Annotated in this window: 20 protein-coding genes; 19 read left to right on the plus strand and 1 reads right to left on the minus strand. The window is 51.5% G+C overall.

The features are described 5' to 3' along the window. The first annotated feature begins 113 nt into the window (after positions 1-113). From bshC to BMY11_RS06690, 3 genes are all read left to right on the plus strand, one after another. Positions 114-1,766 (plus strand): bacillithiol biosynthesis cysteine-adding enzyme BshC, encoded by a 1,653-nt coding sequence (bshC, locus tag BMY11_RS06680; RefSeq protein WP_090573721.1) that lies wholly within the window; start codon positions 114-116, stop codon positions 1,764-1,766. Positions 1,767-1,820: 54 nt separating this feature from the next. Next, positions 1,821-3,089 (plus strand): adenosylhomocysteinase, encoded by a 1,269-nt coding sequence (locus BMY11_RS06685; RefSeq protein WP_090573722.1) that lies wholly within the window; start codon positions 1,821-1,823, stop codon positions 3,087-3,089. Between the two features lie 135 nt (positions 3,090-3,224). Then, positions 3,225-4,289 (plus strand): DUF4349 domain-containing protein, encoded by a 1,065-nt coding sequence (locus BMY11_RS06690; RefSeq protein ID WP_090573723.1) that lies wholly within the window; start codon positions 3,225-3,227, stop codon positions 4,287-4,289. A 74-nt stretch (positions 4,290-4,363) separates the two neighbouring features. On the opposite strand, the gene BMY11_RS06695 is transcribed toward BMY11_RS06690, so the two are convergent. Then, a complete protein-coding gene (locus tag BMY11_RS06695) occupies positions 4,364-4,615 on the minus strand; it encodes a hypothetical protein (protein ID WP_090573724.1) in 252 nt (83 codons plus the stop codon). A gap of 224 nt (positions 4,616-4,839) precedes the next feature. Here BMY11_RS06695 and mraZ point away from each other — a divergent pair, with 224 nt between their 5' ends. From mraZ to ftsZ, 16 genes are all read left to right on the plus strand, one after another. Beyond that, positions 4,840-5,277, plus strand: a complete 438-nt coding sequence (mraZ, locus tag BMY11_RS06700) for a division/cell wall cluster transcriptional repressor MraZ (protein WP_090573725.1) — start codon at positions 4,840-4,842, stop codon at positions 5,275-5,277. A 57-nt stretch (positions 5,278-5,334) separates the two neighbouring features. Then, positions 5,335-6,267 (plus strand): 16S rRNA (cytosine(1402)-N(4))-methyltransferase RsmH, encoded by a 933-nt coding sequence (gene rsmH, locus BMY11_RS06705; protein WP_090573726.1) that lies wholly within the window; start codon positions 5,335-5,337, stop codon positions 6,265-6,267. 40 nt (positions 6,268-6,307) lie between these two features. After that, the gene (locus tag BMY11_RS06710) at positions 6,308-6,700 is read left to right on the plus strand and encodes a cell division initiation protein (protein ID WP_371262785.1); all 393 of its coding nucleotides are present in this window, start codon (positions 6,308-6,310) and stop codon (positions 6,698-6,700) included. 11 nt (positions 6,701-6,711) lie between these two features. Next, positions 6,712-8,937: a penicillin-binding transpeptidase domain-containing protein gene (locus BMY11_RS06715; protein WP_090573728.1), complete on the plus strand. Its 2,226-nt coding sequence runs from the start codon at positions 6,712-6,714 to the stop codon at positions 8,935-8,937. A gap of 299 nt (positions 8,938-9,236) precedes the next feature. After that, entirely contained in the window at positions 9,237-11,183 is a 1,947-nt protein-coding gene (locus BMY11_RS06720; RefSeq protein WP_090574388.1) for a stage V sporulation protein D, read from the plus strand. A gap of 106 nt (positions 11,184-11,289) precedes the next feature. Then, positions 11,290-12,774, plus strand: coding sequence for a UDP-N-acetylmuramoyl-L-alanyl-D-glutamate--2,6-diaminopimelate ligase (locus BMY11_RS06725; protein ID WP_090574390.1), 1,485 nt, complete (start codon positions 11,290-11,292; stop codon positions 12,772-12,774). Then, positions 12,774-14,192 (plus strand): UDP-N-acetylmuramoyl-tripeptide--D-alanyl-D-alanine ligase, encoded by a 1,419-nt coding sequence (gene murF / locus BMY11_RS06730; protein WP_177182533.1) that lies wholly within the window; start codon positions 12,774-12,776, stop codon positions 14,190-14,192. Before BMY11_RS06725 ends, murF begins: the two co-directional genes overlap by 1 nt. 10 nt (positions 14,193-14,202) lie before the next feature. After that, the gene (gene mraY / locus BMY11_RS06735) at positions 14,203-15,159 is read left to right on the plus strand and encodes a phospho-N-acetylmuramoyl-pentapeptide-transferase (RefSeq protein ID WP_090573729.1); all 957 of its coding nucleotides are present in this window, start codon (positions 14,203-14,205) and stop codon (positions 15,157-15,159) included. A 416-nt stretch (positions 15,160-15,575) separates the two neighbouring features. Beyond that, positions 15,576-17,012 (plus strand): UDP-N-acetylmuramoyl-L-alanine--D-glutamate ligase, encoded by a 1,437-nt coding sequence (gene murD / locus BMY11_RS06740; RefSeq protein WP_090573730.1) that lies wholly within the window; start codon positions 15,576-15,578, stop codon positions 17,010-17,012. A 45-nt stretch (positions 17,013-17,057) separates the two neighbouring features. Beyond that, positions 17,058-18,155 (plus strand): stage V sporulation protein E, encoded by a 1,098-nt coding sequence (gene spoVE, locus BMY11_RS06745; RefSeq protein WP_090573731.1) that lies wholly within the window; start codon positions 17,058-17,060, stop codon positions 18,153-18,155. An 8-nt stretch (positions 18,156-18,163) separates the two neighbouring features. After that, positions 18,164-19,270 (plus strand): undecaprenyldiphospho-muramoylpentapeptide beta-N-acetylglucosaminyltransferase, encoded by a 1,107-nt coding sequence (murG, locus tag BMY11_RS06750; protein ID WP_090573732.1) that lies wholly within the window; start codon positions 18,164-18,166, stop codon positions 19,268-19,270. A gap of 205 nt (positions 19,271-19,475) precedes the next feature. Then, positions 19,476-20,381: a UDP-N-acetylmuramate dehydrogenase gene (gene murB / locus BMY11_RS06755; RefSeq protein WP_090573733.1), complete on the plus strand. Its 906-nt coding sequence runs from the start codon at positions 19,476-19,478 to the stop codon at positions 20,379-20,381. Between the two features lie 15 nt (positions 20,382-20,396). Further along, the gene (gene murA, locus BMY11_RS06760; protein WP_090573734.1) at positions 20,397-21,677 is read left to right on the plus strand and encodes a UDP-N-acetylglucosamine 1-carboxyvinyltransferase; all 1,281 of its coding nucleotides are present in this window, start codon (positions 20,397-20,399) and stop codon (positions 21,675-21,677) included. Positions 21,678-21,774: 97 nt separating this feature from the next. Continuing rightward, a complete protein-coding gene (locus BMY11_RS06765) occupies positions 21,775-22,539 on the plus strand; it encodes a cell division protein FtsQ/DivIB (protein ID WP_090573735.1) in 765 nt (254 codons plus the stop codon). Between the two features lie 241 nt (positions 22,540-22,780). Then, complete coding sequence (gene ftsA / locus BMY11_RS06770; RefSeq protein WP_090573736.1) at positions 22,781-24,025, plus strand: cell division protein FtsA; 1,245 nt, start codon at positions 22,781-22,783, stop codon at positions 24,023-24,025. Positions 24,026-24,042: 17 nt separating this feature from the next. Beyond that, complete coding sequence (gene ftsZ / locus BMY11_RS06775) at positions 24,043-25,179, plus strand: cell division protein FtsZ (protein ID WP_090573737.1); 1,137 nt, start codon at positions 24,043-24,045, stop codon at positions 25,177-25,179. The last annotated feature ends 323 nt before the right edge of the window (positions 25,180-25,502 follow it).

Genomic DNA, 25,502 nt, shown 5'->3' on the forward strand with positions numbered 1-25,502 from the left:
ATTTGAGGGGGACGTTTTTTTTTGACGGTGCGCTTTACGTTGTGTACAATGAATGAGAAAAACTGCATTCATTACTAGAACTATAGATCGTGTATGAAAGGTAGAGACTGTCCATGAAATTTGAGTCTGTACAGCTGCCTTTCGGTCAGCCAATTACCGAAGCATATATAAACAGAAGCAATCCAGGCGTCGAAGCTTTGTTTGGCAGCCATGCTGCCGAACCCGCACATTGGGAGAAGCGGCTGAACTGGCTGAACAGCCATGCCGACAAGCGCACAACAGCGAGTGGTCTCGCAGATGCGCTAGCCCGTTATAATGCAGTCTCGAACAACCAGCCTGCCGTGAATTCGAACATTGACGCCATTCGAGCTGGCGCGCCAGTCGTCGTAACTGGCCAGCAGGCGGGGCTGTGGACAGGTCCGCTTCTTGTTATACATAAAGCGGTGACGGTTATTGCTGCTGCGAGAGAAGCGGCAAGCAAGCTAGGCACGCCGGTTGTTCCTGTATTCTGGATCGCTGGCGAAGATCATGACTGGGACGAAGCGAACCATGCTTTCGTGCGCAGCGCGAGTGTCAGTGGAAATGGGGAGTCGGCGAAGCTGAGCCGTGTCGCCATTAAGCGGCCGAGCGGCGTCAGAACGTCGGTAAGCCGGACTAAGCTCGCGCCTGATGCATGGGTAGACGCCTTGCAGCGTCTGAGCCAAGAACTGCCGGATACGGAGTTTAAGCCAGACATGCTGCTGCAGCTAGAACAAGCTGCGAAGCAGGCAGAATCGCTCAGCGACCTTTTCGCGGCAACGCTGAGCTTGCTCTTCGGCAAGTATGGCTTAGTTCTCCTCGATGCCGATGAACCGGTCATTCGCGCGTTGGAAGCGCCGATGTTCGAGCAGATGATTACGCGGAACGATGAGCTTGAGGCGGCCTATGTCGGTGCAGCAAGTGATGTGCAGGAGCTCGGATTTAAGCTTTCGGCCGATGTAACGCCAGGCAGCGCGAACCTCTTTATGTTCGATGAAGGAGAGCGGGTGCTGCTGCATAAAGACGAGGGCGGCTTCCGCAATCGCAAATCGACCAAGTCATGGACTTCCGCAGAGCTGCTGGACGTGGCGAGAAACGAACCGCAGCAGCTCAGCAACAATGTCCTGACGAGACCCATTATGCAGGACTATGTGCTGCCGGTTCTAGCCGTGGTGCTCGGTCCAGGCGAAATTGCTTACTGGGCGCTGACGGGACGTGCTTTTCACGTACTGGGAATGGAAATGCCAATTGTTGTTCCGCGGATGTCTTATACGCTTGTGGAACAAACAGCTGCGAAGTACATGACGAAGTTCGAGCTATCGTTCGACGATATCGCTCACCGCTATGCCGCCCGCCGGGAAGCTTGGCTGAAGGAGCGGGACGAGCTGGGCATCGAAGCGCGATTCGCCGAAGTGAAGGCGCAGTTCAAATTAGTCTATCAGCCTGTGATGGATATGGCTGCTGGGATTCAACAGGGGCTGCGTGACCTGTCGGAGAGTAATTTGCAGCGCATCGAACGCGAGCTCGCCTATATGGAAGCAAGGACGAAGGATGCTCATGCTCGCCGGTTTGATACAGCGCTCAGTCAGATGGACTGGGCTGCAGTATCGCTATGGCCTGATGGTAAGCCGCAAGAGCGCGTGCTTAACATGGCAGACTTCTGGAACCGTTATGGCTTATCCTGGGTAGACAAGCTTCTGGAAGCGCCGTATAGCAGCCAGGGCGGACACTGGATGATCTATCTGTAAATACCGATTTTGGAATTATAACAACGGATGTATGAAAGGATGCTGATTTGGACCATGACAGTGAACGCGAAACAGAACAGTATTGTTAGAGATATGGCGCTTGCGCCAGAAGGCCATTTGAAGATTGATTGGGTAGCGGCGCATATGCCGGTGCTGAACCGTATCCGTGAGCAGTTCGAGAAAGAGCAGCCGTTCAAAGGACTGAAGGTTGCAATCTCCCTGCACTTGGAAGCAAAGACTGCTTATCTGGCGAAAGTCGTTCAAGCCGGCGGCGCTGAAGTAACGATCACAGGCAGCAACCCGCTCTCCACGCAAGACGATGTATGTGCGGCGCTCGTTGAAGATGGCATTACCGTATTCGCGAAGTACAATCCAGAACCGGAAGAGTACAAGTCGCTACTTGTTAAAGCACTCGAAACGAAGCCGGATCTTATTATTGATGACGGTGGCGATTTCGTATCTATCCTTCATGCAGAGCGTCCAGACCTGATGGAGAACATTCGCGGCGGCGCTGAAGAAACAACAACAGGTATTCTTCGCTTGAAAGCAATGGAGAAGGATGGTTCGCTCAGCTTCCCGATGGTTGCCGTGAACGATGCGTTCTGTAAATACTTGTTCGATAACCGTTACGGCACAGGCCAATCCGTATGGGATGGCATTAACCGGACGACAAACCTTGTTGTAGCAGGCAAAACAGTCGTTGTTGTCGGCTATGGCTGGTGCGGCAAAGGCGTAGCAATGCGTGCAAAAGGTCTTGGTGCGCAAGTTATCGTAACCGAGATCGATGCGATTCGTGCCGTTGAAGCATACATGGACGGCTTCACGGTGCTTCCAATGAAAGAAGCTGCGAAGCATGGTGATTTCTTCGTAACGGTAACAGGCAATCGCGATGTTATCCGTGGCGAGCACTACGAAGTGATGAAGGATGGCGCGATTCTGTCGAACGCAGGCCACTTCGACGTCGAAGTGAACAAACCAGAGCTCGAAGCGCTGTCGAAGAACAAACGCGTTGTTCGTCGCAACATCGAGGAGTACCAATTGAAGGACGGACGCAGCATCTACCTGCTGGCGGAAGGGCGTTTGGTTAACCTCGCGGCAGGCGACGGTCACCCGGCAGAAATTATGGATATGACATTTGCGCTGCAAGCGATGTCGCTGAAATATGTGAATGACAACTATAAAGAAATCGGCAAGAAAGTTGTTAATGTGCCGTATGAGCTTGATGAGCAGGTTGCTCGCTACAAGCTTGAAGCGATTGGCACAGGCATCGACAAGCTGACGGGCGAGCAAATCGCATACCTCGACAGCTGGCAAGAGCATTAAGCGGAATGATTTTATAAGAACGTGTGGATGCGTGAGCGTCCATGCGTTCTTTTTTTAGTGCATTGCTGCAACATCTGTGTTAGCTCTGGCGTTTGGTAGATAGGCAGACAAATACCAAATATCGGGGGTCGTGCTATGAACAGACAGAGAATGAAATGGTTGGTGTTAATCGGAGTTGTTGCGATGCTGATGGGACTGCTGGCTGGATGCTCGGCAAACAGCAACAATGACACGGCGTCGGCAAGTATGAACGGCGGGAACGCGAACATGAAAGCAGCGTTTTCAGCGAATGATGCGACGACGGATACCGCTGCAACGTCTGATGCAGCGGTCGAACAAAAGTCAGCAGATGCGCCTCCGGCAGCGGATACAGCGACAGTATCTGGTGAAGTAGGTGCGGTGGAGGGAAGTGGGGAGACGACAGCACCTGAGGAAGGTGTCGATCGGAAAATTATTTATAAAGCGAATGTGAACATGGAAGTGGATAGTTTCGATAAGGCACAGACTTCGCTTCGTAATTTGATCCATCTCTCCGGCGGCTACTTGCTGAAATTCGCCGATAAGAAGACAACCTCCGAGCTTGGCGGCACCTATACAGTGAAAGTGCCTGCTTCCGGCTTCGACAGCTTCATCACCGAGCTTGAGAAAATGAAGCATGTCAGCTTCGAGAGCAGCGCGCAAGGAACGGATGTTACGTCTGAGTATGTAGACATGGAAGCGCGGCTGAAGGCGCGCAAAGTGGTAGAGGCGAGGCTGCTCGCCTTCATGGAGAAAGCGACGAAGACATCGGATCTGCTGGAGATTTCCAAGCAGCTTGGCGATGTTCAGACGGAGATTGAACGGATTAAGGGTCGCATTCAATACTTGGACAACAATGTTGCGTACTCGACGATTGACCTTCGCTTATACCAAGTGCTCGAGGCTGAGCCTCAAGTTACGAAAGAGGACCCGAAGTTTGTACAGCGAATTAAGGATGCAATAAACGGTAGTACAGATGTGATCTATGCGTTCTTCCAAGGTCTTGTTGTCTTCATTGCCGGAGCAATTCCTGTTCTCGTTATCTTTGTTATCTTCGGGATTCCACTCTATCTGATGTATAGGAACTATCGACGTAAGCAGCCTGCTGTTATCCTGACAAAGTCACCTTCACCAGATGTGATTCAATTGGAAGAAAGCAAAGAAGAGAAAGACAACAATTAACGGCAATAAATTTAGTTCAAAGAAGAGCTGCACCATCAGCCCCACAAGGCTGACGGAGTAGCTCTTCTTGGCGTTTAAGCTTGTTTGCGCCTGCACGCCGAGCGACTGACGGCAGCGCTTATTGCGCTCCGCTTCGCGATATTCATGCGATCTTCATCCTTAGCAAGGCTGAACTTGGGACAGCTATAGAGGGTTAGCAAAGCTTCCTTGGCTGCGGCTTCAGCCTCATTCTCATCGCCGAGCAGATAGAGCGAAACCTGAAACACAAGCGCTTCTACGGTGCGCAATAGTACTATTTTATCGACTAAGGTAGTGTCGCCAGTCATAGGCAGACCCCCTCCATGAATGATTCATCCAGCATTTACATTTCTAGTGTACACGAACGAAAGTACTAAAAAGTTTCAAAATCGTAACAAGGTTAATCCCGTGAAATATTTTTTTAAATCCTGCTTAAGAAGCAGGAATTTCCAACCCGGTGGCGAATAGTTCAAGCTAAGTGGTGGAAAGTGGGGCCAAGTGGTGGTTTTGGGGGAAGGGGTGGAGCGGTCAAATGTTTATGGGCGAGTACCAACATAGCATTGATGAGAAGGGCCGCATTATTATTCCAGCCAAATTCCGCGAACAGCTTGGTGAACGCTTTGTTGTCACGAGAGGACTGGATAACTGTTTGTTCGTCTATCCTGAGAGTGAGTGGAGCTTGCTGGAACAGAAGCTGAAGTCGCTGCCGATGATGAAGTCGGACGCGCGGGCATTTTCCCGATTTTTCTTCTCCGGGGCTACAGAATGTGAGCTCGATAAACAGGGAAGGGTAAACTTACCGAATACGCTCTGTGAATATGCGAAGCTCGATAAGGATTGTATTGTGCTTGGCGTATCGAACCGGGTGGAAATTTGGAGCAAACCGATTTGGGAAGGCTACTTCAAACAGTCGGAAGAGACCTTTAATGACATTGCAGAGAAGTTGGTTGATTTTGATTTTAATTTTTAGCTCGTTCGTCGTTAAGTGGAAAGTTTACGGCGTCCTTAGGGCCGGGAGGTATACAGCATGTTTCAGCATATAACGGTGCTAAGGGAGGAAGCGGTTGATGGACTCGCCATCAAGCCGGATGGCATTTATGTGGATTGTACGCTTGGAGGAGCAGGGCATAGCGAGTTGATCGTATCACAGCTAGGACCAAGCGGCCGGCTAATTGCGCTGGATCAGGATGATTGGGCGCTTGACAATGCAAGGGTGAGATTGGCGGCTTATATGGATCGGGTTACACTCGTAAAGAGCAATTTCCGCTACTTGGCGCATGTGCTGCGTGATTTAGGTATTGATGGCGTTGACGGAGTTTTGTTTGATCTAGGCGTTTCCAGCCCGCAGCTAGACGAGGGCGAGCGTGGGTTCAGCTACAATCATGATGCGCCGCTCGATATGCGGATGGATCAAGATGGCATGCTGACAGCTGATGATATTGTAAATACATGGGAAGAACGAGAAATTTCTCGGGTTATTTCGGATTATGGCGAGGAGCGTTTCGCACGTTCCATCGCTCGCAAAATTGTAGCTGCAAGAGAGTCGAAGCCGATTGCCACAACTGGCGAGCTCGTCGACATTATTAAGACAGCAATTCCTGCTGCTGCCAGAAGAACAGGGCCGCATCCCGCGAAGCGTACGTTTCAAGCTTTGCGAATTGCAGTTAATGACGAATTGGGCGCAGAGGAAGAAGGGCTTGCACAAACGATCGACGTGCTTAATTCCGGAGGCAGAGCGTCAGTCATTACGTTCCATTCCTTGGAAGATCGGATTTGTAAGCAGCTGTTTGCGAAATTTGTTGAAAGATGCACCTGTCCACCCGATTTTCCGATGTGCGTGTGCAGCGGCAACGGCAAGCTGAAGCTTGTCAATCGCAAGCCAATTGTTCCAAGCGAAGCTGAGCTTGAGCAGAACAAGAGAGCGCGCTCGGCAAAACTGAGAATAGCAGAGAAACTTTAAGGTTCAGCAACCAATTAAGGAGGATATAGGGTTGGCTTACGTGAATGGAAACCTTGCGCTTCAGCCGAAGCGCAAAACGGATCCGAAACAGCAGCCGCAGTTTCGCGAGACCAAAAAAGTCGTCGTACGGCGCAAGTCGCTGCCGGTACAAGAGAAGCTGCTGTACATGTTTACGATCCTCGTATGTGTTGTTGTAGCCGGCGTTATTATTTTCCGCTATGCTCAAATCTATCAGATGGAGCTGCAAATTAAGCAGCTGACGAAGCAGCATGATGAGCTTGTCGTGGAGATGGCAGATTTGAAGTCGCAATATGAGAAGCTGAATGATCCGCAGAAGTGGCAAGATTTTGCTAATGAGCGTGAATGGGTAGCAAGTACCCCCATCTTTGTGACTCCTAAAACAGATAATCCGTTAGCAAGCGCGCAGAAATAGGTGAAGCGGCGATGACGAAACGAATAAAACTACGGACGCTACTCATTGGAGGGTTTATCACCCTCCTTTTTGTTTCCCTTGTTGGGCGAATTTATTGGGTACAAGTTGTGAAGGCAGACTTCTGGGCGGAGAAAGCAAGAGAGGTCTGGTCAAGGTCTGAGACATTGGTTCCGGTGCGAGGAGAGATTACGGATAGGAATGGCAACGTGCTCGCGATGGATGTTTCTGCCTATACGATCGCTCTGAATCCGCAAGTCATTCATACGCTGAAGCTCGAAGACGTAATCGTGAGCAAATTAAACGTCGTGCTGGGCAAGACGAAGAGCTCGCTTAACGAGCTGCTTGATGAGAAGCAGAAGAACGGTGAGTATTACAAGCAGCGTGAGGTGCGTAAGGAAGGCTGGAAGATCGATAAGTCGGTCGCTGATCGCATCGTTAAATTCCGTGAGGATTTGAAGAAGCAGACGGGGCAAAAGGATGTCGGCATCTACTTAATTGATCAGAAGAAACGGTTTTATCCGAAAGGCGATCTGGCCGCGCATGTCATTGGTTACGAGGATAAGGACGGTAACGCCATCATGGGACTGGAAGCGTCGCTTAATAAGGAGCTTAGCGGCGTGGAAGGCCATATCAAGTATGAGCGCGACGGTAACGGCGTCATACTGGACAATGGGACTGTCAGCTTCACCCCTTCGGTCGACGGTAAAAATGTGAAGCTGACGATCGATACGGATATTCAGCATTACATTGAAGATGCGCTGAAAGAAACGTACGAGAAATATAAGCCGAAGAGCATTACAGCAATTGCTGCGGATCCGCAAACGATGGAGATCCTCGGTATGGCGAATATGCCAGATTTTAATCCGAATTCGTACTGGACCGCACCGCAAGAGAACTTTTATGATCATTCGATTAAATCGTTGTACGAGCCAGGCTCTACGTTTAAGATTGTTACGCTCTCCGGCACCGTTCAGGAAGGGATGTTCAATCCGAACGAGACATACAAATCCGGTAAAATCAAACTACCAGGCGGGCAAATTCACGATATTGAGCGCAACGGATGGGGGACCATCTCGTTCCTGGAAGGTCTGAAGCGCTCGAGTAACGTTGCGTTCGTCAAGCTAGGCTACGAGCGGTTGAAGGCAGACAAACTGATGGATTATATCCTGAAGTTCGGCTTCAACCAGAAGACAGGCATCGAGCTGCCAGGCGAGATCAAAGGTGACATCAGCTTCAACCCGAGCTACCCGACAGAGGTTGCGACAGCTGCGTTCGGTCAAGGTAGAGTTCAAGTAACGCCGATTCAGCAGGTTGCTGCTGTTGCGGCTGTAGCGAATGGCGGCAAGCTGCTCGTTCCCCATCTCGTGAAAGAGATCGAAGATCCGGTTACTAAGAAAGTGCAAGTCGTTAAGCCGCAGGTCGTACGCCAAGTTATTTCTGAGAAGACGGCGAATCAAGTCGATGAATATTTGGAGCAAGTCGTCTCCGACCAGAAGATCGGCACAGGCCGCAGAGCGTTTATCGATGGCTACCGAGTCGCGGGTAAGACAGGTACAGCTCAGAAGGTTATTAACGGTAAATATTCCGAGGATAAATACGTCATCTCCTTTATTGGTTTTGCGCCAGTTGGCGATCCGAAGATCGTGCTCTACCTCGTTATGGACGAACCTAACGACCGTATGGCATCCGGTGGGGTGGTAATGGCGCCGCTCTTCAAGCAAATCGTGTCGCAAAGTCTGCGCCATATGGGCGTTGATCCGGTGACGCCTATTACGACAACAAGCGACGGGGCAGAGAACAAGGAACAGACCGTTGAGGTTCCAGATGTTCAGAAAGTGAGTGTAAAAGAAGCGACGGACAAGCTCAAAGCGAAACAGCTGGATTATGAAACCGTCGGCAAAGGACAAACAGTGCTCAAGCAAATTCCGAGTGCTGGTACGCCTGTAAGTCCGGAACAGCGGATTTACTTGCTGACGGAGGACCGCTCTAAGCTGCCGGTTCCGAATATGATCGGCTTATCGCTCCGCGATGCGCTGGAGATGTGCTCCGTATTGCAGATAAAGTGTGTTACCACAGGCGAAGGCTTCGTCACTTCACAAACACTAGTCAACCAAAAAGGCGTCAAGCAACTGAAGCTTACGCTGTCTCCTCCAAAAGAGCAGATCGAGCAGCAATCCGCCTCGGATGAAGCTGACGATAACGCAACAGATGGAGCAGGTGACAATAATAGCGAGTAAAACGTGAGAGGGTTAGCTTGTTCTAACCCTCTTTCGCTGCGAATAGGCTTGGATTAGAAACGGTCGGACAAGGGCCTGCTTTGCTGTTTTTGCGCTTTTGCTGCATGAGCGAGGTATGGCCTTTTTTTTGAAGTTATTTCTCTGTACGAAGCGCAGCGCCGGCAATCTCGAATGGGAACGACTTTTGTGTAAGCACAAGGGGAGTGACCATCGAGATTGCCGTGCGGAGTGAAATTGTGCTGAGGAATGTACTTCAAACATGTCCGTACCGAGCGAGCTATTCGGAGGGGATCAACATGGTGAAAGTATCAAAGGTGACGATCAGGCGCCGTCTGTTCACGGCGCTTCTCATTGGTGTTCTCGCGTTCAGTTCGCTGGCTGCGAGACTTGGTTATGTGCAGCTGTACAAGGGCAGTGAGCTGGCGAAGATGGCGGAGGATTCCTGGCGTAGGGAAATTCCGTTCTCGGCGAAGCGGGGCGAGATATTGGATCGTAACGGCTCCATGCTTGCGTATAATATAAGCTCACCGACCATTATGGCGATTCCCGCGCAGATTGAGGATGCGAAGACGACGGCGACGAAGCTAGCGAACGTGCTTGGCATGACGGAAGATTCGATTTTTACGACCATCAAGAAACGGCAGTCCGTTGTTAGGATTCAGCCTGGAGGACGGAAGATCACGCCGGAGAAGGCGCAGCAGGTTCGTGATTTGAATTTGCCTGGCATCGTTGTAGCGGAGGACAACAAACGATATTATCCGATGGGTAGCCTTGCTTCCCATGTGCTTGGATTCACAGGCATTGATAATCAAGGCTTGACTGGCCTCGAAGCCAAATATAACGATCAGCTCAAAGGCATTAACGGAAACATTTCGTATCTCTCAGATAATAAAGGCGATCAGATTGCGGGCTCGGCGGATACGTATTTGAAGCCGAAGGACGGGCTCAATCTGGAGCTTACCATCGACAAACAGGTTCAAACCATTATTGAACGCGAGCTCGACCAAGCGATGGTCAAGTTTCAAGCCGACAATATTATTGCGATCGCGATGGACCCAAACAACGGGGAAATTCTCGGTATGGCGAGCAGACCGACCTTTGAGCCGGATAAATACCGCGACGTTGATCCGCAAATCTACAACCGCAACCTGCCGATCTGGATGACGTACGAGCCTGGTTCCACGTTCAAGATCATCACGCTCGCAGCGGCACTTGAAGAAGGCAAAGTGAATTTGACGACCGACCATTTCTTCGATCCCGGCTCGGTAGAAATTGGCGGGGCGCGGCTGCGCTGCTGGAAGAAAGGCGGCCATGGCAGCCAGACCTTTCTTGAAGTGGTGCAGAACTCCTGTAACCCGGGCTTCGTTGCACTCGGCAACAGACTTGGCAAAGAGAAGCTTTTTGACTATATTAAAAACTTCGGTTTCGGTAAGAAAACAGGTATTGACCTGAACGGTGAAGAGAACGGCATCATGTTCAAGATGAGCCAGGTTGGACCGGTTGAGCTTGCAACAACTGCGTTCGGTCAAGGCGTATCCGTAACGCCGATTCAACAGATTACCGCTGTTTCAGCTGCGATTAATGGGGGTACTTTGTATAAGCCCCATGTTGCCAAAGGTTTCATAAATCCCGAGACGGGGGAGACGGTTAGCAAAGTAGAGCCGGAAGTGGTCCGCAAAGTCATCTCCGAGGATACGAGCAAGCAGGTGCGAGAAGCGCTTGAGAGCGTCGTTGCCAAAGGAACAGGGCGCAACGCATTCATCGACGGTTATCGTGTAGGCGGCAAGACCGGTACCGCGCAGAAGGTTATTAACGGTCGCTATTCTCCTAACGAGCACATCGTATCTTTTGTCGGCTTTGCACCTGCGGATGATCCGAAGATCGTCGTCTATGTCGCCGTTGATAACCCGCAGGGCATTCAATTCGGGGGCGTCGTTGCAGCACCGATTGTCCATAACATCCTGGAAGATTCTCTCCCGTATATGGGGGTTGCTCCTAGAAAGACGCAGATTAGCAAAGAGTACAAATATGGCGAGACTCCAATTGTAGAAGTGCCGAACCTCGTCGGTAAGACGGTGTCGGATATATACGAGGATCTCAATATGAACTTTAACCTGTCGTCTGCAGGCAGTGGAGATACCGTCATTCGGCAGTCACCGGCGCCAGGAACCCGAGTGGATCGAGGGTCAACCATTCGGATTTATTTGGCAAAAGACAATGATGAAAGCAATGTTCCAAGGCCATAATGAGTATAGATAGAGAAGTAGGCTGCGTACGAAAGAACGCGTGAGGCCGCTTCGCTAGCGGGCCGCACTCAGCTTGATCTGCTCATGGGAGGGGACGACTGAGATGGTGCGAGTGGAACAATTGGCCGCTTTGCTGCTCACCGCCGTACTTTGCGGAGAGGGTTCAGCGGAAATAAGCAGTATAGAAACTGATTCCCGTGAAGTTACAGCCGGTGCGCTGTTCATCTGTTTGCGGGGACATAAAGTGGATGGTCATCAGTTTGCGGCACAGGCGCTGGAGCGGGGAGCTTCGGCGATTGTCGTCGAACGACTGCTTGATTTGCCAGTTCCGCAAATTGTTGTGAAGGACAGCCGTCATGCGATGGCAGTCATCGCCGATCATTATTTCGGATATCCGAGCAAGCAGCTGAGGCTGATTGGGGTGACCGGCACGAATGGCAAAACGACGACGACGTATCTCATTGAGCGAATATTGTGCGATGCTGGACATTTGCCAGGCGTAATTGGAACCGTAGAGATGCGGTATGCAGGCAGCACATATCCGATGTCAGGGACGACACCTGAGGCGCTTCAGCTGCAGCGTTCGCTTGCTTCGATGGTGGATAGCGGCTGCGATTACTGCGTGATGGAAGTGTCCTCGCACGCGCTTGAGCAAGGTAGAGTCAAAGGAAGCCGATATCGGACTGCGATTTTCACGAATTTGACGCAGGATCATCTCGACTATCATCAGACGATGGAGAAATACGCAGCCGCAAAGAGTCTCCTATTCTCGAGACTTGGCAATGAGTTCGGCGCAGCTCCAGAGGAACGGCTCTATGCCGTACTCAACGCAGATGATGATGCCTCGCCGAAGTACGCGAGTGTGACAGCGGCAGAAGTCATCACATATGGTCTTGACCATGACGCTGACGTCCGGGCAAGCGCAGTCCGCATTACAGCGCACGGCACCGCATTCCATGTCGATACGTTCGCAGGCTCGGTGGATATTACGCTTCGTATGGCGGGCAAGTATAACGTATATAACGCGCTTTGTGCGATTAGTGCTGCTCTAATTGAAGGTATTCCTTTGCTGCAAATCAAGCAGAGCCTTGAATCGCTTCCTGGCGTTCCGGGTAGAGTCGAGGCGGTGCAAGCCGGACAGCCGTTTGCGGTTATCGTCGATTACGCGCATACGCCTGATGGGCTCGAGAACGTGCTTACAGCGGTCAAGGAGTTCTCGGCCGGACGCCTTATTTGCGTATTTGGATGTGGTGGTGACCGCGACCGAACGAAACGTCCGCTCATGGGGCAAATAGCGGCGCGTTATGCGGATTATTGCTTTATTACATCGGATAATCCACGCACCGAAGATCCGCTCCGTATCCTGCTTGATGTCGAAGCGGGGCTTATCCAGGATGAAGTCGCAAGCAATCGCTATGAATTGTTGGAAGATAGGCGGCTTGCGATACAAAAAGCGGTTGAAATGGCTGGTCCTGACGATGTAGTATTAATTGCGGGGAAAGGCCATGAAACCTACCAGGATATTGGCGGCGTCAAGCATCCTTTCGACGACCGTGAAGTGGCTAAAGAAGCGATAAGGAGTCTTTCATAGTGATTAGAAGAACGATTAGCGAGATTGCCGCCATGTGCGGCGGGACGATTCATCATAATAATGCAGGAGATCCGCTAGTTAGCGGCGTTACAATCAATTCGCGCCAAGTAACGCCCGGGCAGCTGTTTATCCCGATTAAGGGCGAAAACTTCGACGGGCATGATTTTGCCGTTTCGGGAATTGAGAACGGTGCGATCGGCACGCTGTGGCAGCGGGATAAGGAGCTTCCGGATGCGCTGGCGAATGTACCGGTCGTGCTTGTCGACGATACGACAGCAGCATTGCAACAGCTTGCGGCTACTTATCGGGATGGGCTGAACTTGCGCGTCGTCGGCGTGACTGGCAGCAATGGCAAGACTTCGACGAAGGATATGGTCGCTGCTGTGCTGTCCGGCGCTCTCCGCGTGCATAAGACAGACGGCAACTATAACAATCACATCGGCTTGCCGCTCACGTTGCTCGATCTGAGCGAGGATGTCGACGCAGTCGTGCTTGAGATGGGAATGAGCGAGTTCGGCGAGATCGACCTGCTTACTCGTCTGGCTAAGCCGGATGTTGCAATCATTACGAATATTGGCGATGCGCATATGCAGCAGCTCGGTTCACGCGCGGGCATAGCCAAAGCGAAGCTGGAAATTGTCGCAGGCTTGCGGGAAGGCGGCTTGCTGCTCGTTAACGGCGATGAGCCGCTGCTGCATGAGGGTCTTGCGCAGACGGCGCTCCCTGAAGGTGTAGAAGTGCAGACGTTCGGGCTAGGCAGCGACAATCAATGGACGGCAGAAGCGGTGACGGGAGATGCGATCTCTTCGACGTTTGACGTGAAAGGCCAAAATGGGCTCTTGCGTATTGCACTCCCGGTTGCCGGCGCTCATAATGTATCTAATGTCTTGGCAGCTATTGCAGCAGCCAAGAAGCTTGGCGTGCAAGATGACGTCATTCGCGAAGGTATTCATGGGCTGAAGCTGACCGGTATGCGCATTGAACCTATTCGTGCGTATAATGGAGCAATGGTGCTTAACGATGCATACAACTCGAATCCGACAGCTGTCCGCGCTGCGATTGACCTGCTTGCCGGCTTATCCGGCTACAGACGCAAGTGGCTCGTCCTCGGCGATATGCTAGAGCTGGGACCAGACGAAGCTGCCATGCACGGGGAAATCGGCGCCTATGTGACGCCGGATAAAGTGGATGCCGTACTTACATACGGCCCGCTGTCGCAGCATACGGCATCAGAGGCTGCGAAGCATTTTGAGGGAAAAATAGCTGCTCAGGGGGAAAAGCAAGTGTGTGCGTTCGAAGATAAAAATGAACTTGCACAATGGCTCCGCGCGCGAGTAGCGCCGGAGGATCTCGTATTGGTGAAAGGGTCACGCGGCATGCGCATGGAAGAAATCGTCCATAGTCTGCAAAGCGTGTAGGGGTGAAATTATGGACGTAAAGGTCATTCTACTGTCTATCGGCGCTTCTTTCATGCTTGCAATTTTGTTCGGACCTTTGTTCATCCCGCTGCTGAGACGGCTGAAGTTCGGTCAACAGATCCGTACAGACGGCCCGCAAAGCCATTTGAAGAAATCAGGTACGCCAACGATGGGCGGCGTTATCATTATGCTCGCCGTGCTTCTGGCATTCTTAAAATTCTCCGATAAGACGTCGGAATTCTGGGTGCTGCTCATTGCATCGCTCGGGTTTGGGCTTGTCGGATTTTTAGATGATTATGTCAAAATCGTATTTAAACGGTCTCTCGGCCTGACTGCGATGCAGAAGCTAATTGGTCAGCTGTTATTTTCCGTTATTATATGTATACTGCTTCATCAGATGCATCACAGTACGGTAGTTAGCATTCCAGGCACGTCGTTTGAGCTGGACTTCGGCTGGTTCTACTATGTATTCGTCGTCATAATGTTGTTCGGTACGACAAATGCAGTCAACTTCACGGATGGAGTAGACGGCCTGCTTGCAGGGACAGGCGCAGTCGCGTTCGCGGCGTTCGCGATTCTCGCTTTGCATGCAAGCGAGCATGAATCGGCGATCTTCTCAGCAACAATGATCGGCGCGATGCTGGGCTTCCTCGTGTTCAACGCTCATCCGGCGAAGGTGTTCATGGGCGATACAGGCTCGCTCGGCATCGGCGGCGGCATGGCGGCTGTGGCGATATTGACGAAGACAGAGATTTTGCTCGTTATTATCGGCGGCGTGTTCGTTCTCGAGATGCTGTCGGTTATTCTGCAGGTTGGCTCGTTCAAGCTGAGAGGCAAGCGGATCTTCAAAATGAGCCCAATTCATCATCATTTCGAGCTGTCCGGCTGGTCGGAGTGGAAGGTTGTCACTTCGTTCTGGATTGTAGGGATTGTGTTCGCGGCGATCGGGTTGTTGTTGGGCCGCTAATGCAGTTGTCCCGCAGGGGCCATGCTTTAGTGGGCTCGCAGAGTTCATAGGTCCTGTAAGGGACGAGGCAGCGGAGCTGCCAACCAACTAACTTCCAAGCACCAGCTGGAAGCGTGTCCCGCGAAGGACGAAAGCGATCCAATCGTACACGTAACTATCCACGCGCCTCTGCAGCCCGGACGTTCCTCATGACGAAGTCCAGGTAGCACAGGCGCGTAAATCGTAAAGTCAGTCCCGCAAGGGACTTCGAGCACCTCCACCAAATCCAATAGGAGCGCCTCTGTCACTCGAACGTTTCACCTTCCGGGTGGGGCCCCAGTAAATAGGGGATGCGTAGCAATAGTTGGTAAACCCTCGGGGTCCCCCTTTCCAAGGGGGATTTAGGGGGATCGCACTTTTTAAAGGAGTGAAGTAATTTGAACCACCCATCCTTATACAAGGATCAAACCGTAGTCGTATTAGGTCTTGCAAGGTCCGGTGTAAGCGTCGCGAAGCTGTTCAACAAGCTCGGCGCAAACGTCACCGTCAACGATATGAAGGAACGCCATTTATCTCCCGAAGCGGACGAGCTGGACGCTTTGGGTGTTTCTGTTATATGCGGAAGTCATCCGGAAGGGCTGATTACGGAGCAAACCGCCCTTGTAGTGAAGAACCCGGGCATCCCGTACACATCTCCGCCGGTCAAGCGCGCACTGGAGCTCGGCATTGAAGTGGTAACGGAGGTCGAGGTTGCATATTTGCTCTCGCCAGCGCCGATCATTGGCATCACTGGCTCCAATGGCAAAACAACAACAACGACATGGATTGGCGAGCTGCTTGAAGCAGCGGGGATCAATCCCATCGTTGCAGGCAATATCGGCACGCCGCTGTGTGAAGCTGCGCAGACTGCGCAGCCGACGGACTGGATTGTCGCAGAGCTGAGCAGCTTCCAGCTGAAAGGCACTTGCGAATTCCAGCCGCGTATCGCTATGCTCCTTAACGTCGTTGAGACGCATCTTGACTATCATGGCGGCATGGAAGACTATGTCGCATCCAAAGCGAAGCTGTTCGCAAACCAGACAGCAGCAGATACGGCCATTCTCAATGCAGACGATCCAGTCTGCCAAGAGCTGATGAAAGCAGGCTCCATCTCGGCGAAGCTGCTCCCGTTCTCGACATCGCAGGAGCTTACATACGGCCTCAGCGTCATGCCGCCATATCCGGTGGATCTGACTGCACCAGTGGACAACTCGCCGCGTATCATCGTATACCGCGATGAGCAGGGCGTAACGCATGAAGTGCTGCCGGTGAATGAGCTTGGTCTACCAGGCCGCCACAACACGGCAAACGCACTTGCAGCCATCGCAGCATGCCTCGTAGCAGGCGCTGGCATCGAACAGCTCCGAGAGCCGCTGCGTACTTTCCGCGGCGTTGAGCACCGCTTAGAGTACGTCTGCGAACGCGGCGGCGTCAAATACTTTAACAATTCCAAATCGACGAATGGCGCATCGACAATTATCGCATTGCACTCATTCTCAAGAGGCGTCGTGCTTATCGCAGGCGGACTGGACCGCGGCTCCGATTACATGGAGCTGCTGCCGCATTTCCGTAGTCGGGTGAAAGCGGTCGTGGCGCTTGGCGAAACACGTCACAAAATCGCTCATGTCGCGGAGCTTGCAGGTTTAACGAAGATTAAAGTCGTCGAACCTGTGGAGGACGCCGAGAGCACGCTTACGCTCGCTGTCCGCGAAGCAGCAGCTCTCGCGGAGCCGGGAGATACCGTGCTACTCTCGCCTGCTTGCGCAAGCTGGGATATGTTTAAATCGTATGAGCAGCGGGGGAGCATTTTTAAGCAATCGGCGCATAACTTGTAAGTAGGGGGCTTGTCCCTACTTAAGCTTGCAAGAGGTGTTCGTGCTATGGCAAAAGCCAGGTCCGCCCCGGATATGTGGATGATTATTTCGATCGTGCTTATACTCACTATCGGTCTTGTGATGGTGTACAGTGCGAGTGCGGTGCTCGCATTCCATGAATTTGGGGACAAGTTCTACTATGTCAAACGGCAAATGTTATTTGCCGCGCTTGGAATCGGCGCAATGATCGTCACCATGAATGCGGATTATTGGATATGGCGCAAATGGGCGAAGCTCGGGCTGTTCATCTGCTTCGGCTTGCTGCTCATGGTCCTAATACCCGGCATCGGTGTCGTGCGCGGCGGTGCACGCAGCTGGCTCGGCATCAGCTCGTTCGGCATTCAGCCGTCGGAGTTTATGAAGCTCGCCATGGTTATTTTCTTGGCCAAGCTGCTTGGCGAGAATCAGCAAGCGGTAACGCAGTTCACGAAGGGCTTGCTGCCACCTCTCGGCATTCTTGGCCTTGCCTTCGGCCTCATCATGATGCAGCCGGACCTTGGTACCGGCGCAGTTATGATCGGCGCTTCGCTGATTGTCATCTACACAGCCGGTGCGCGTATGGCGCACCTTGGTTCACTCGCCCTTGTCGGCGTAGCCGGGCTCGTCGGCCTTATACTGGCTGCTCCTTATCGGCTGCAGCGGATAACCGCCTTTCTCGATCCGTGGGCAGATCCGCTCGGCGCAGGTTATCAATCGATTCAATCGCTCTATGCGATTGGACCTGGCGGCCTTGTCGGTCTTGGCCTTGGCATGAGCCGTCAGAAGTTTAATTACTTGCCGGAGCCGCAAACCGACTTCATCTTCTCCATCCTCTCTGAAGAGCTCGGGTTCATCGGCGGCGCAGCGATCATTACACTGTTTGCCATTCTGCTCTGGAGAGGCATGCGTACTGCTATTGCAGCACCTGACACGTTCGGCAGTCTGCTGGCTGTCGGCATTATCGGCATCGTTGCCGTACAAGTATTTATTAATATCGGCGTCGTTATCGGGATGCTGCCTGTAACAGGCATTACGCTGCCGCTCGTAAGTTATGGCGGCTCGTCGCTTACGCTGCTCCTGACCGCGCTCGGTATTTTACTCAATATATCCCGTTACTCGAGGTGACTAAACAGATGCGTATCGTATTGACCGGCGGCGGAACAGGCGGCCACATCTATCCTGCGCTTGCAATTGGCAAGCAGGTGGAAGAGGAGGAGCCGGGTTCGCAGATCCTGTACATCGGATCGCCGAATGGCCTTGAGAGCCGGATCGTTCCCGCGCAAGGCATCGCATTCGAGCCGGTTGAAATAACAGGCTTCAGACGGAAGCTGAGCTTCGAGAATGTGAAGACTATTATGCGGTTTCTCAAAGGCGTGCAGCACTCGAAGCAGCTGCTTCGCAAGTTCAAGCCAGATGTCGTCGTCGGCACAGGAGGCTATGTATGTGGTCCCGTCATCTATGCCGCGGCCAAGCTGGGCATTCCGACGCTTATTCATGAGCAGAATGCGGTCGCTGGGCTGACGAATCAATTTCTATCCCGCTATGCGGACTGCGTAGCGGTGAGTTTCAAAGAAGCATTATCTGCATTCAGCAAGGCGAAGAACACGCTTTATACCGGGAATCCTTGTGCGACGAATGTCGTCAGCGCAGGCAAAGAGCAAGGTTATTCAAGGCTTGGCGTACCTGCCGGCAGCAAGGTTGTGCTGCTGGTCGGCGGCAGCCGCGGAGCAAAAGCGATAAACGACGTCATGGTGGACTTGGCACCGCAGCTGTTGCGTATGCCAGATGTCCATTTTGTGTTTGTAACCGGAGAGAGCTATTACGAGGGTACGATGAGCCGGTTGAAGGGAGCAGTGCATTCGTTGCCTCCTAACCTTCAGGTACTTCCGTACTTGCATCACATGGCAGAGGTGCTTGCTGTATCGAGCCTCGTTGTTGGCCGATCTGGGGCATCGTCGCTAGCGGAGCTGACCGCTCTTGGCGTCCCATCCATCCTTATCCCTTCGCCGAACGTGACGAACAATCACCAGGAAGCGAATGCGAGGAGCTTGGTTGACGTAGGTGCGGCGGAAATGATCCTTGAACGCGAGCTGAGCGGTTCGCTTCTCTTCGAACGAATCGCGCACATTATTAATAGCATGGAACAACAGCAGGCGATGAGCGCAGCTGCGCGAACGCTGGGCATGCCGGAATCGGCAGCAATCATAGTGAATGAACTTAAAAAAATAACGGCAGGATGAACATGTGCCTGTCAATTGGGCGATTGTCACACTCCTATGCGAGTAGGCATAGTATATTGCATAATCGTGACCGTCACCTAAGCGGGCTCAGATTCTGAAGAGCAGTGCATCACGCCATGCATGCATCAGATACGGGTCGCCCTAGTTGAATGAACGAGTGCCGTATAGAGGACAATCGCGCTATCGCAGAAGGAGGTTTACGCAGATGGAGCAGTTTTTGGCGGAACTAAACCAAATTGACGCCGGAAGTGTCTCTTATAATAAGCCGCTTGCAGATTTTACGACTTGGAAGATCGGCGGACCGGCAGATGTACTTATTATTCCCGAAACCGAAGAGCAGCTGGTAGCTGTCATCCGTTTGCTCCATAAGCATGGAGTGCAGTGGACCAATCTCGGACGTGGTTCCAACTTGCTGATCAGCGACAAAGGAATCCGTGGCGTCGTACTTCAGCTGGGCGAAGGCTTCGACTATGCACGATTTGATGGCACGTTCGTTTATGCAGGCGCCGCTTATTCCCTGATTAAGCTGTCGGTATTATCAGCGAGGGAAGGTCTCACCGGACTCGAATTCGCGGGGGGAATTCCAGCTTCGGTAGGCGGAGCGGTGTATATGAATGCCGGCGCTCATGGGTCGGATGTGTCACGTATCTTCAAATCAGCTGACATTGTGCTGGAAACAGGGGAATTGGTTCGGTTCAATGCCGAGCAGATGGAGTTTTCCTATCGTCATTCCTGTCTTCATGAACAGCGGGGAATCGTCATTGGAGCCGTATTTGAGCTTGGGCAAGGAAACCGTAAAGATATAACGGCCACTACGACTGCTTATAAACAGCGTCGCTTGCTTACTCAACCACTCACGCTCGCTTGTGCGGGCAGTGTGTTCCGGAATCCGCCGAATGATTTTGCCGCAAGGCTCATTGAAGCTTCTGGATTGAAAGGAATGCGCCAAGGCGCAGCGGAAATCTCGACATTGCACGCCAATTTCATTGTCAACACCGGGCAAGCGAAAGCTGAAGACGTCCTCACCCTCATGTCAATCATTCGAAGCACCGTTCAACAAAATTTTGGAATTGAACTGGTGGCGGAAGTGTACGTAGTGGGTGAGCGGTAACTCGGAGGTGATAAATTGGACAAATTGGTGATTGAAGGCGGGAAACCACTCTCAGGAACCATTGTTATCCAAGGCGCGAAAAATGCCGCTTTGCCGATTTTAGCTGCAAGTATGCTGGTAGAAGGAGTCGTTACGATCGAGCATGTACCCAAACTGCTTGATATTGACGTCATGCTTAACATTTTGCGAGAGCTAGGCTGCCGGGCAGAGCACGTGGACGAAACGGTCCAGCTCGACACGACAAGCTTGCATTCTTCCCACATTCCTGAAGCACTTATGCGTCAGATGCGGTCATCCATCTTTCTTATGGGACCGCTGCTGGCAAGATTTGGCGAAGTAACGATTTATCAGCCTGGCGGCTGCGCGATCGGAGAGAGGAAGATCGATCTGCACCTAAGCGGGCTGCAAGAATTAGGCGCGCAGATCGTTGAAGAAGACAGCCGCATCACATGTTATGCGAAACGGCTGAAAGGTGCGGAGATTCACCTCGATCTCCCGAGCGTCGGAGCTACGGAGAACATTATGATGGCCGCAGTGCTTGCTGAAGGGCTGACAACGATCAGCAACGCTGCCAGAGAGCCGGAAATTCAAGATTTGCAGAACTTCTTGAACAGCATGGGTGCCAAAATTATAGGGGCGGGCACCGATACAATTACGATTGAAGGGGTAGAGAAGCTGACGCCTTGCCGCTATCAAGTCATTCCGGATCGGATCGTAACCGGGACGATTATGGTTGCAGCAGCTGCAACACGCGGTCAAGTGACGCTGCTTAATACATGTCCTTCGCATTTAACCTCACTCATCCATGTGCTTAGACGCACAGGTGTTCAAATAGCAGTAGACGGTGATATAATCAAAGTAGGCGCAGCGGTACGGCCTAAAGCAGTCGACCGCATCGTGACATCGCCGTATCCTGCCTTTCCAACAGATATGCAATCACAGATTATGGTGCTTCTTGCACTTGCCGATGGGGTAAGTATTATGAAGGAGACGATTTTTGAAGGACGGTTCAAGCATGTCGATGAGCTCTCTCGAATGGGAGCCGATATTCGTGTGGACCTCAGCTCCGCGTATATCCGCGGCGTCTCCAGATTGTACGGCGCTACCGTAGAAGCAACAGATTTGCGCGCTGGCGCGGCGCTCGTCATTGCAGGGCTTGCTGCACAAGGAAAAACGGTCGTTGAGCAGGTGCATCATATCGATCGCGGCTATGACCGGATTGAATCGATGCTGGGACGGTTAGGTGCCCGAATTACCCGCTACTCACCAGTTGAAAGCAACCCAATCGTGCCTTAACGATCATGCCAACAAGATACAGCATGTGTGTGGACGGCTATTGCCTGCTGATTAGGCTAGATGCCGCCCTCACATTTATACAAAGAGGGGACAAGCCATGCAAGAGAAGATGCCCGTGCTGCGGGAGCCAGAGAAGCGGCGCAGAGGCGGCAAGAAGCTGTTAGCGGTGCTCTTTTTACTTTTTATTGTTATCCTTGGCGTACTCTTCTTTAATTCATCCATCAGCAAAGTTTCAACCGTGACGATTGAAGGCCAGCATTTCCTGTCGGCGGATACGATTCGGAAGACGGCGGGCATCGCGGCAGGCGACGCGTTCTTCGGTACAACTGCAGGCAAGATCGAATCAAGGATTCGTCAGCTGAAGCAGATCGAAGAGGTGAAAGTAACGAAGTCGTTCCCGGGCAGTGTGACGATTAAAGTGATGGAGTTCAAAACAGTCGCCTACACCTTATCGAAAAACAGCGAACTGACCGCGATGTTGGCGAATGGAACGAGCATAGCAGCAGGATCCGACAGTATTGTCGATAAACCGATCTTGTCCGGATGGAAGGATGGTGACCCTGTTCTTGCTGAATTATGCAAAACACTTGCAAAGATTCCAGAACAATCCATAACTGATTTCTCCGAGATTAAGCCGTCACCATCGCCGTCATACCCAGACCGAATTAAGATCTACACAAGGACGCGCTTTGAGGTCATCACAGCTGTTTCTTTGCTGCCTGAGAAGATTCCGACACTGAATGCCGTCATCGAGATTCAGCCTCCTGGTCTTGTTACGATGCTGCTTGCGGACAAATACGCTTCTTTCACCCCGGAAGACGCAGAAAATCAAGGTATTCAGCAAAAAGAGACTACTCAATAGCTTGAAAGAATGATAGAATTTCTTTTATGCAGCTTTATTTGCCCCTTTTGCATTTTTTCGGTACTCCAATAACCAGAACATGCCAGACGCATGGGCTGGATACACAATAAATCGTGAAAAAATTGTAGAAAAAAGAGGGATACTGGATACTGCGTTGAATGTACTAGAGATGTAGATCGCAGTATGGATTGTTTTGAGTGTATGAAGACCCTATTATTTGGTGAAACGGAGGTGCCAGTGGGTGAGCAGCAATGACATCATCGTTAGTTTGGACATCGGTACATCCAAGGTTCGTGCTATTATTGGCGAAGTGAATAACGGAGTCATTAATATTATTGGAGTTGGATCTGCCGACTCGGAAGGAATTCGCAAAGGAGCAATCGTCGACATCGACCAAACGGTACAATCCATTCGTAATGCAGTGGATCATGCCGAACGGATGGTCGGTATTCAAATATCTGATGTTTACGTAGGGATTCAGGGCAATCATATCGGCTTGCAGACGAATCACGGCGTTGTAGCCATTTCGAATGAAGATCGTGAAATCGGCGAAGAAGATATTGAACGCGTGTTGCAGGCGGCTAAAGTAGTTGCGCTGCCTCCAGAGAGAGAGATTATTAATCTGGTACCTAAGCAATACTTGGTTGACGGACTCGAAGGCATATCTGATCCTAGAGGCATGATTGGCGTTCGACTCGAAGTCGAAGCCACAGTAGTAACCGGGGCCAAAACAGCGATACATAATTTAGCCCGGTGTGTGGAGAAAGCTAACTTGCATATTGCCGGGATCATACTTATGTCACTGGCATCCGGTCAGATGGCATTGACCAAAGATGAGAAAATGATGGGTACTGTCCTTGCCGACATAGGCGCTGGCTCGAGTACTATTGCAATTTTTGAGCAAGGTGGTATCGTCGCGACATCAACGCTGCCTGTAGGCGGCGAGTATGTAACAAGCGATATTTCCTATGGTCTTCGCACTCAAACTGATCAGGCAGAGAAGATTAAGCAGAAATTTGGCTGCGCCATGATTGATGATGCAGCCGAAGATCAGAAGTTCAAAGTGATGCGCATGGGAAGCAATATGGAGAAGGAATTCTCTCAAGTAGACCTTGCGAACATTATCGAACCGCGTATGCAAGAGATCTTCCACTTGATTCGCCAAGAGGTTCGCCGTCTTGGCTACGCTGACAAAGTGAACGGATATGTGCTGACAGGCGGAACGGTTACGATGCCGGGTACGCTTTCGCTGGCTCAGCATGAGCTGGAATCGACAGTACGTATTGCAGTTCCAGATTATATCGGTGTACGCGACCCTGCTTTCACGAGCGGAGTAGGGATGATCCAATATGTTTCGAAGTATATGCGAGGCCGTACCGTCTCCGCCCCCAAGAAGAGCGTAAGCCGGAAGGCGAGTTCACCGAGTTCGCCCTCAAAGCCTGGTCTATTCGAACGACTAAAAACGATGTTTAGTGAATTTATTTGATCGGGGGATATGTAAGGATGTTGGAATTTGATTTCGAGAATGAATCAATGGCCAAAATCAAAGTCATCGGCGTTGGCGGAGGTGGCAGCAATGCCGTCAACCGAATGATTGAGAATGGCGTCAGAGGCGTAGAATTTATTACTGTAAATACAGATGCGCAAGCATTGCACCTTGCTAGATCGGAGCAGAAGCTGCAAATTGGCGATAAGCTGACACGCGGTCTTGGCGCCGGTGCGAATCCGGAAGTTGGCAAGAAAGCGGCTGAAGAGTCGCGTGAGACGGTTATGAATACACTCAAAGGCGCGGACATGGTGTTCGTTACTGCAGGCATGGGAGGCGGCACAGGAACTGGCGCAGCTCCTGTCATTGCTGAGATTGCCCGTGAATGCGGCGCGTTGACGGTTGGTGTCGTTACTAGACCTTTCATGTTCGAAGGACGCAAACGTTCCGTTCAAGCTGAGACTGGTATCGAAGCACTCAAGGAAAAAGTAGATACGCTTATTGTCATTCCGAACGAAAGATTGCTTGAAATCGTCGACAAGAAGACTCCTATGCTTGAAGCGTTCCGCGAAGCGGATAACGTGCTCAAGCAAGCGGTGCAAGGTATTTCCGACCTTATCGCTACCCCGGGTCTAATCAACCTCGACTTTGCTGACGTGAAGACGATCATGACAGAGCGTGGCTCAGCCCTCATGGGTATTGGTCTTGCAACTGGCGAGAATCGTGCTACGGAAGCTGCTCGGAAGGCGATTCAGAGTCCATTGCTTGAAGCATCTATTGATGGAGCACGCGGTATTATTATGAATATTACCGGCGGCAATAATCTATCGCTTTATGAAGTGAATGAAGCAGCTGAGATCGTAATGTCAGCAGCTGATCCTGATGTGAATATGATCTTCGGCGCATCAATTGACGAGAGCATGAAGGAAGAGATCAAAGTTACCGTAATCGCAACAGGCTTTGAGAACACTTCTTCAGCATCTGCATCTGTTCGCCGTCCTGGAGCTGGACAGCCTGCTGAAACGAATACCGTCAACAATGAAGTACCTCGTCAATCAGCACCAAGCACAGGGCCGAAGCCATTTGGCAACACGGTATCGAGCGATCAGCTGGATATCCCAGCGTTCCTGCGCAACCGCCGCAACGATCGTTAATAAGCGTTTATAGCAATAAGAATAATATGAGTCTCACTTTCGTTCATTTACGAAAGTGGGGCTTTTTTTCGTGTACTCGGTTTGTTGATTGAGCAAATGCTGCATTCCCTGTCTGCCGCCAGTGAACGCAAACCAATTGCTCTGCACCCAAACCAAACGTCCACATATACGCTGGTTTGGTGCGTCATCGACAAAAAAAGATCGCTCCTGACGGCATGTTTAGACAGACATTGTAATAGGATTTAACTATACTAGACACAAGCCGCATATCCTCGCTATGGAGCGCTTAAGAGCTGGAAAGTTAAACGAAATGCTGCAGGAAG

This window comes from Paenibacillus sp. OV219, assembly GCF_900110075.1.
GTDB lineage: Bacteria > Bacillota > Bacilli > Paenibacillales > Paenibacillaceae > Paenibacillus_Z.

Coding starts and splice junctions, on each gene's coding strand:
- bshC (WP_090573721.1), top strand. CDS start 114: ATGAAATTTGAGTCTGTACAGCTGCCTTTCGGTCAGCCAATTACCGAA.
- BMY11_RS06685 (WP_090573722.1), top strand. CDS start 1,821: ATGACAGTGAACGCGAAACAGAACAGTATTGTTAGAGATATGGCGCTT.
- BMY11_RS06690 (WP_090573723.1), top strand. CDS start 3,225: ATGAACAGACAGAGAATGAAATGGTTGGTGTTAATCGGAGTTGTTGCG.
- BMY11_RS06695 (WP_090573724.1), bottom strand. CDS start 4,615: ATGACTGGCGACACTACCTTAGTCGATAAAATAGTACTATTGCGCACC.
- mraZ (WP_090573725.1), top strand. CDS start 4,840: ATGTTTATGGGCGAGTACCAACATAGCATTGATGAGAAGGGCCGCATT.
- rsmH (WP_090573726.1), top strand. CDS start 5,335: ATGTTTCAGCATATAACGGTGCTAAGGGAGGAAGCGGTTGATGGACTC.
- BMY11_RS06715 (WP_090573728.1), top strand. CDS start 6,712: ATGACGAAACGAATAAAACTACGGACGCTACTCATTGGAGGGTTTATC.
- mraY (WP_090573729.1), top strand. CDS start 14,203: ATGGACGTAAAGGTCATTCTACTGTCTATCGGCGCTTCTTTCATGCTT.
- spoVE (WP_090573731.1), top strand. CDS start 17,058: ATGGCAAAAGCCAGGTCCGCCCCGGATATGTGGATGATTATTTCGATC.
- murG (WP_090573732.1), top strand. CDS start 18,164: ATGCGTATCGTATTGACCGGCGGCGGAACAGGCGGCCACATCTATCCT.
- murB (WP_090573733.1), top strand. CDS start 19,476: ATGGAGCAGTTTTTGGCGGAACTAAACCAAATTGACGCCGGAAGTGTC.
- BMY11_RS06765 (WP_090573735.1), top strand. CDS start 21,775: ATGCAAGAGAAGATGCCCGTGCTGCGGGAGCCAGAGAAGCGGCGCAGA.
- ftsZ (WP_090573737.1), top strand. CDS start 24,043: ATGTTGGAATTTGATTTCGAGAATGAATCAATGGCCAAAATCAAAGTC.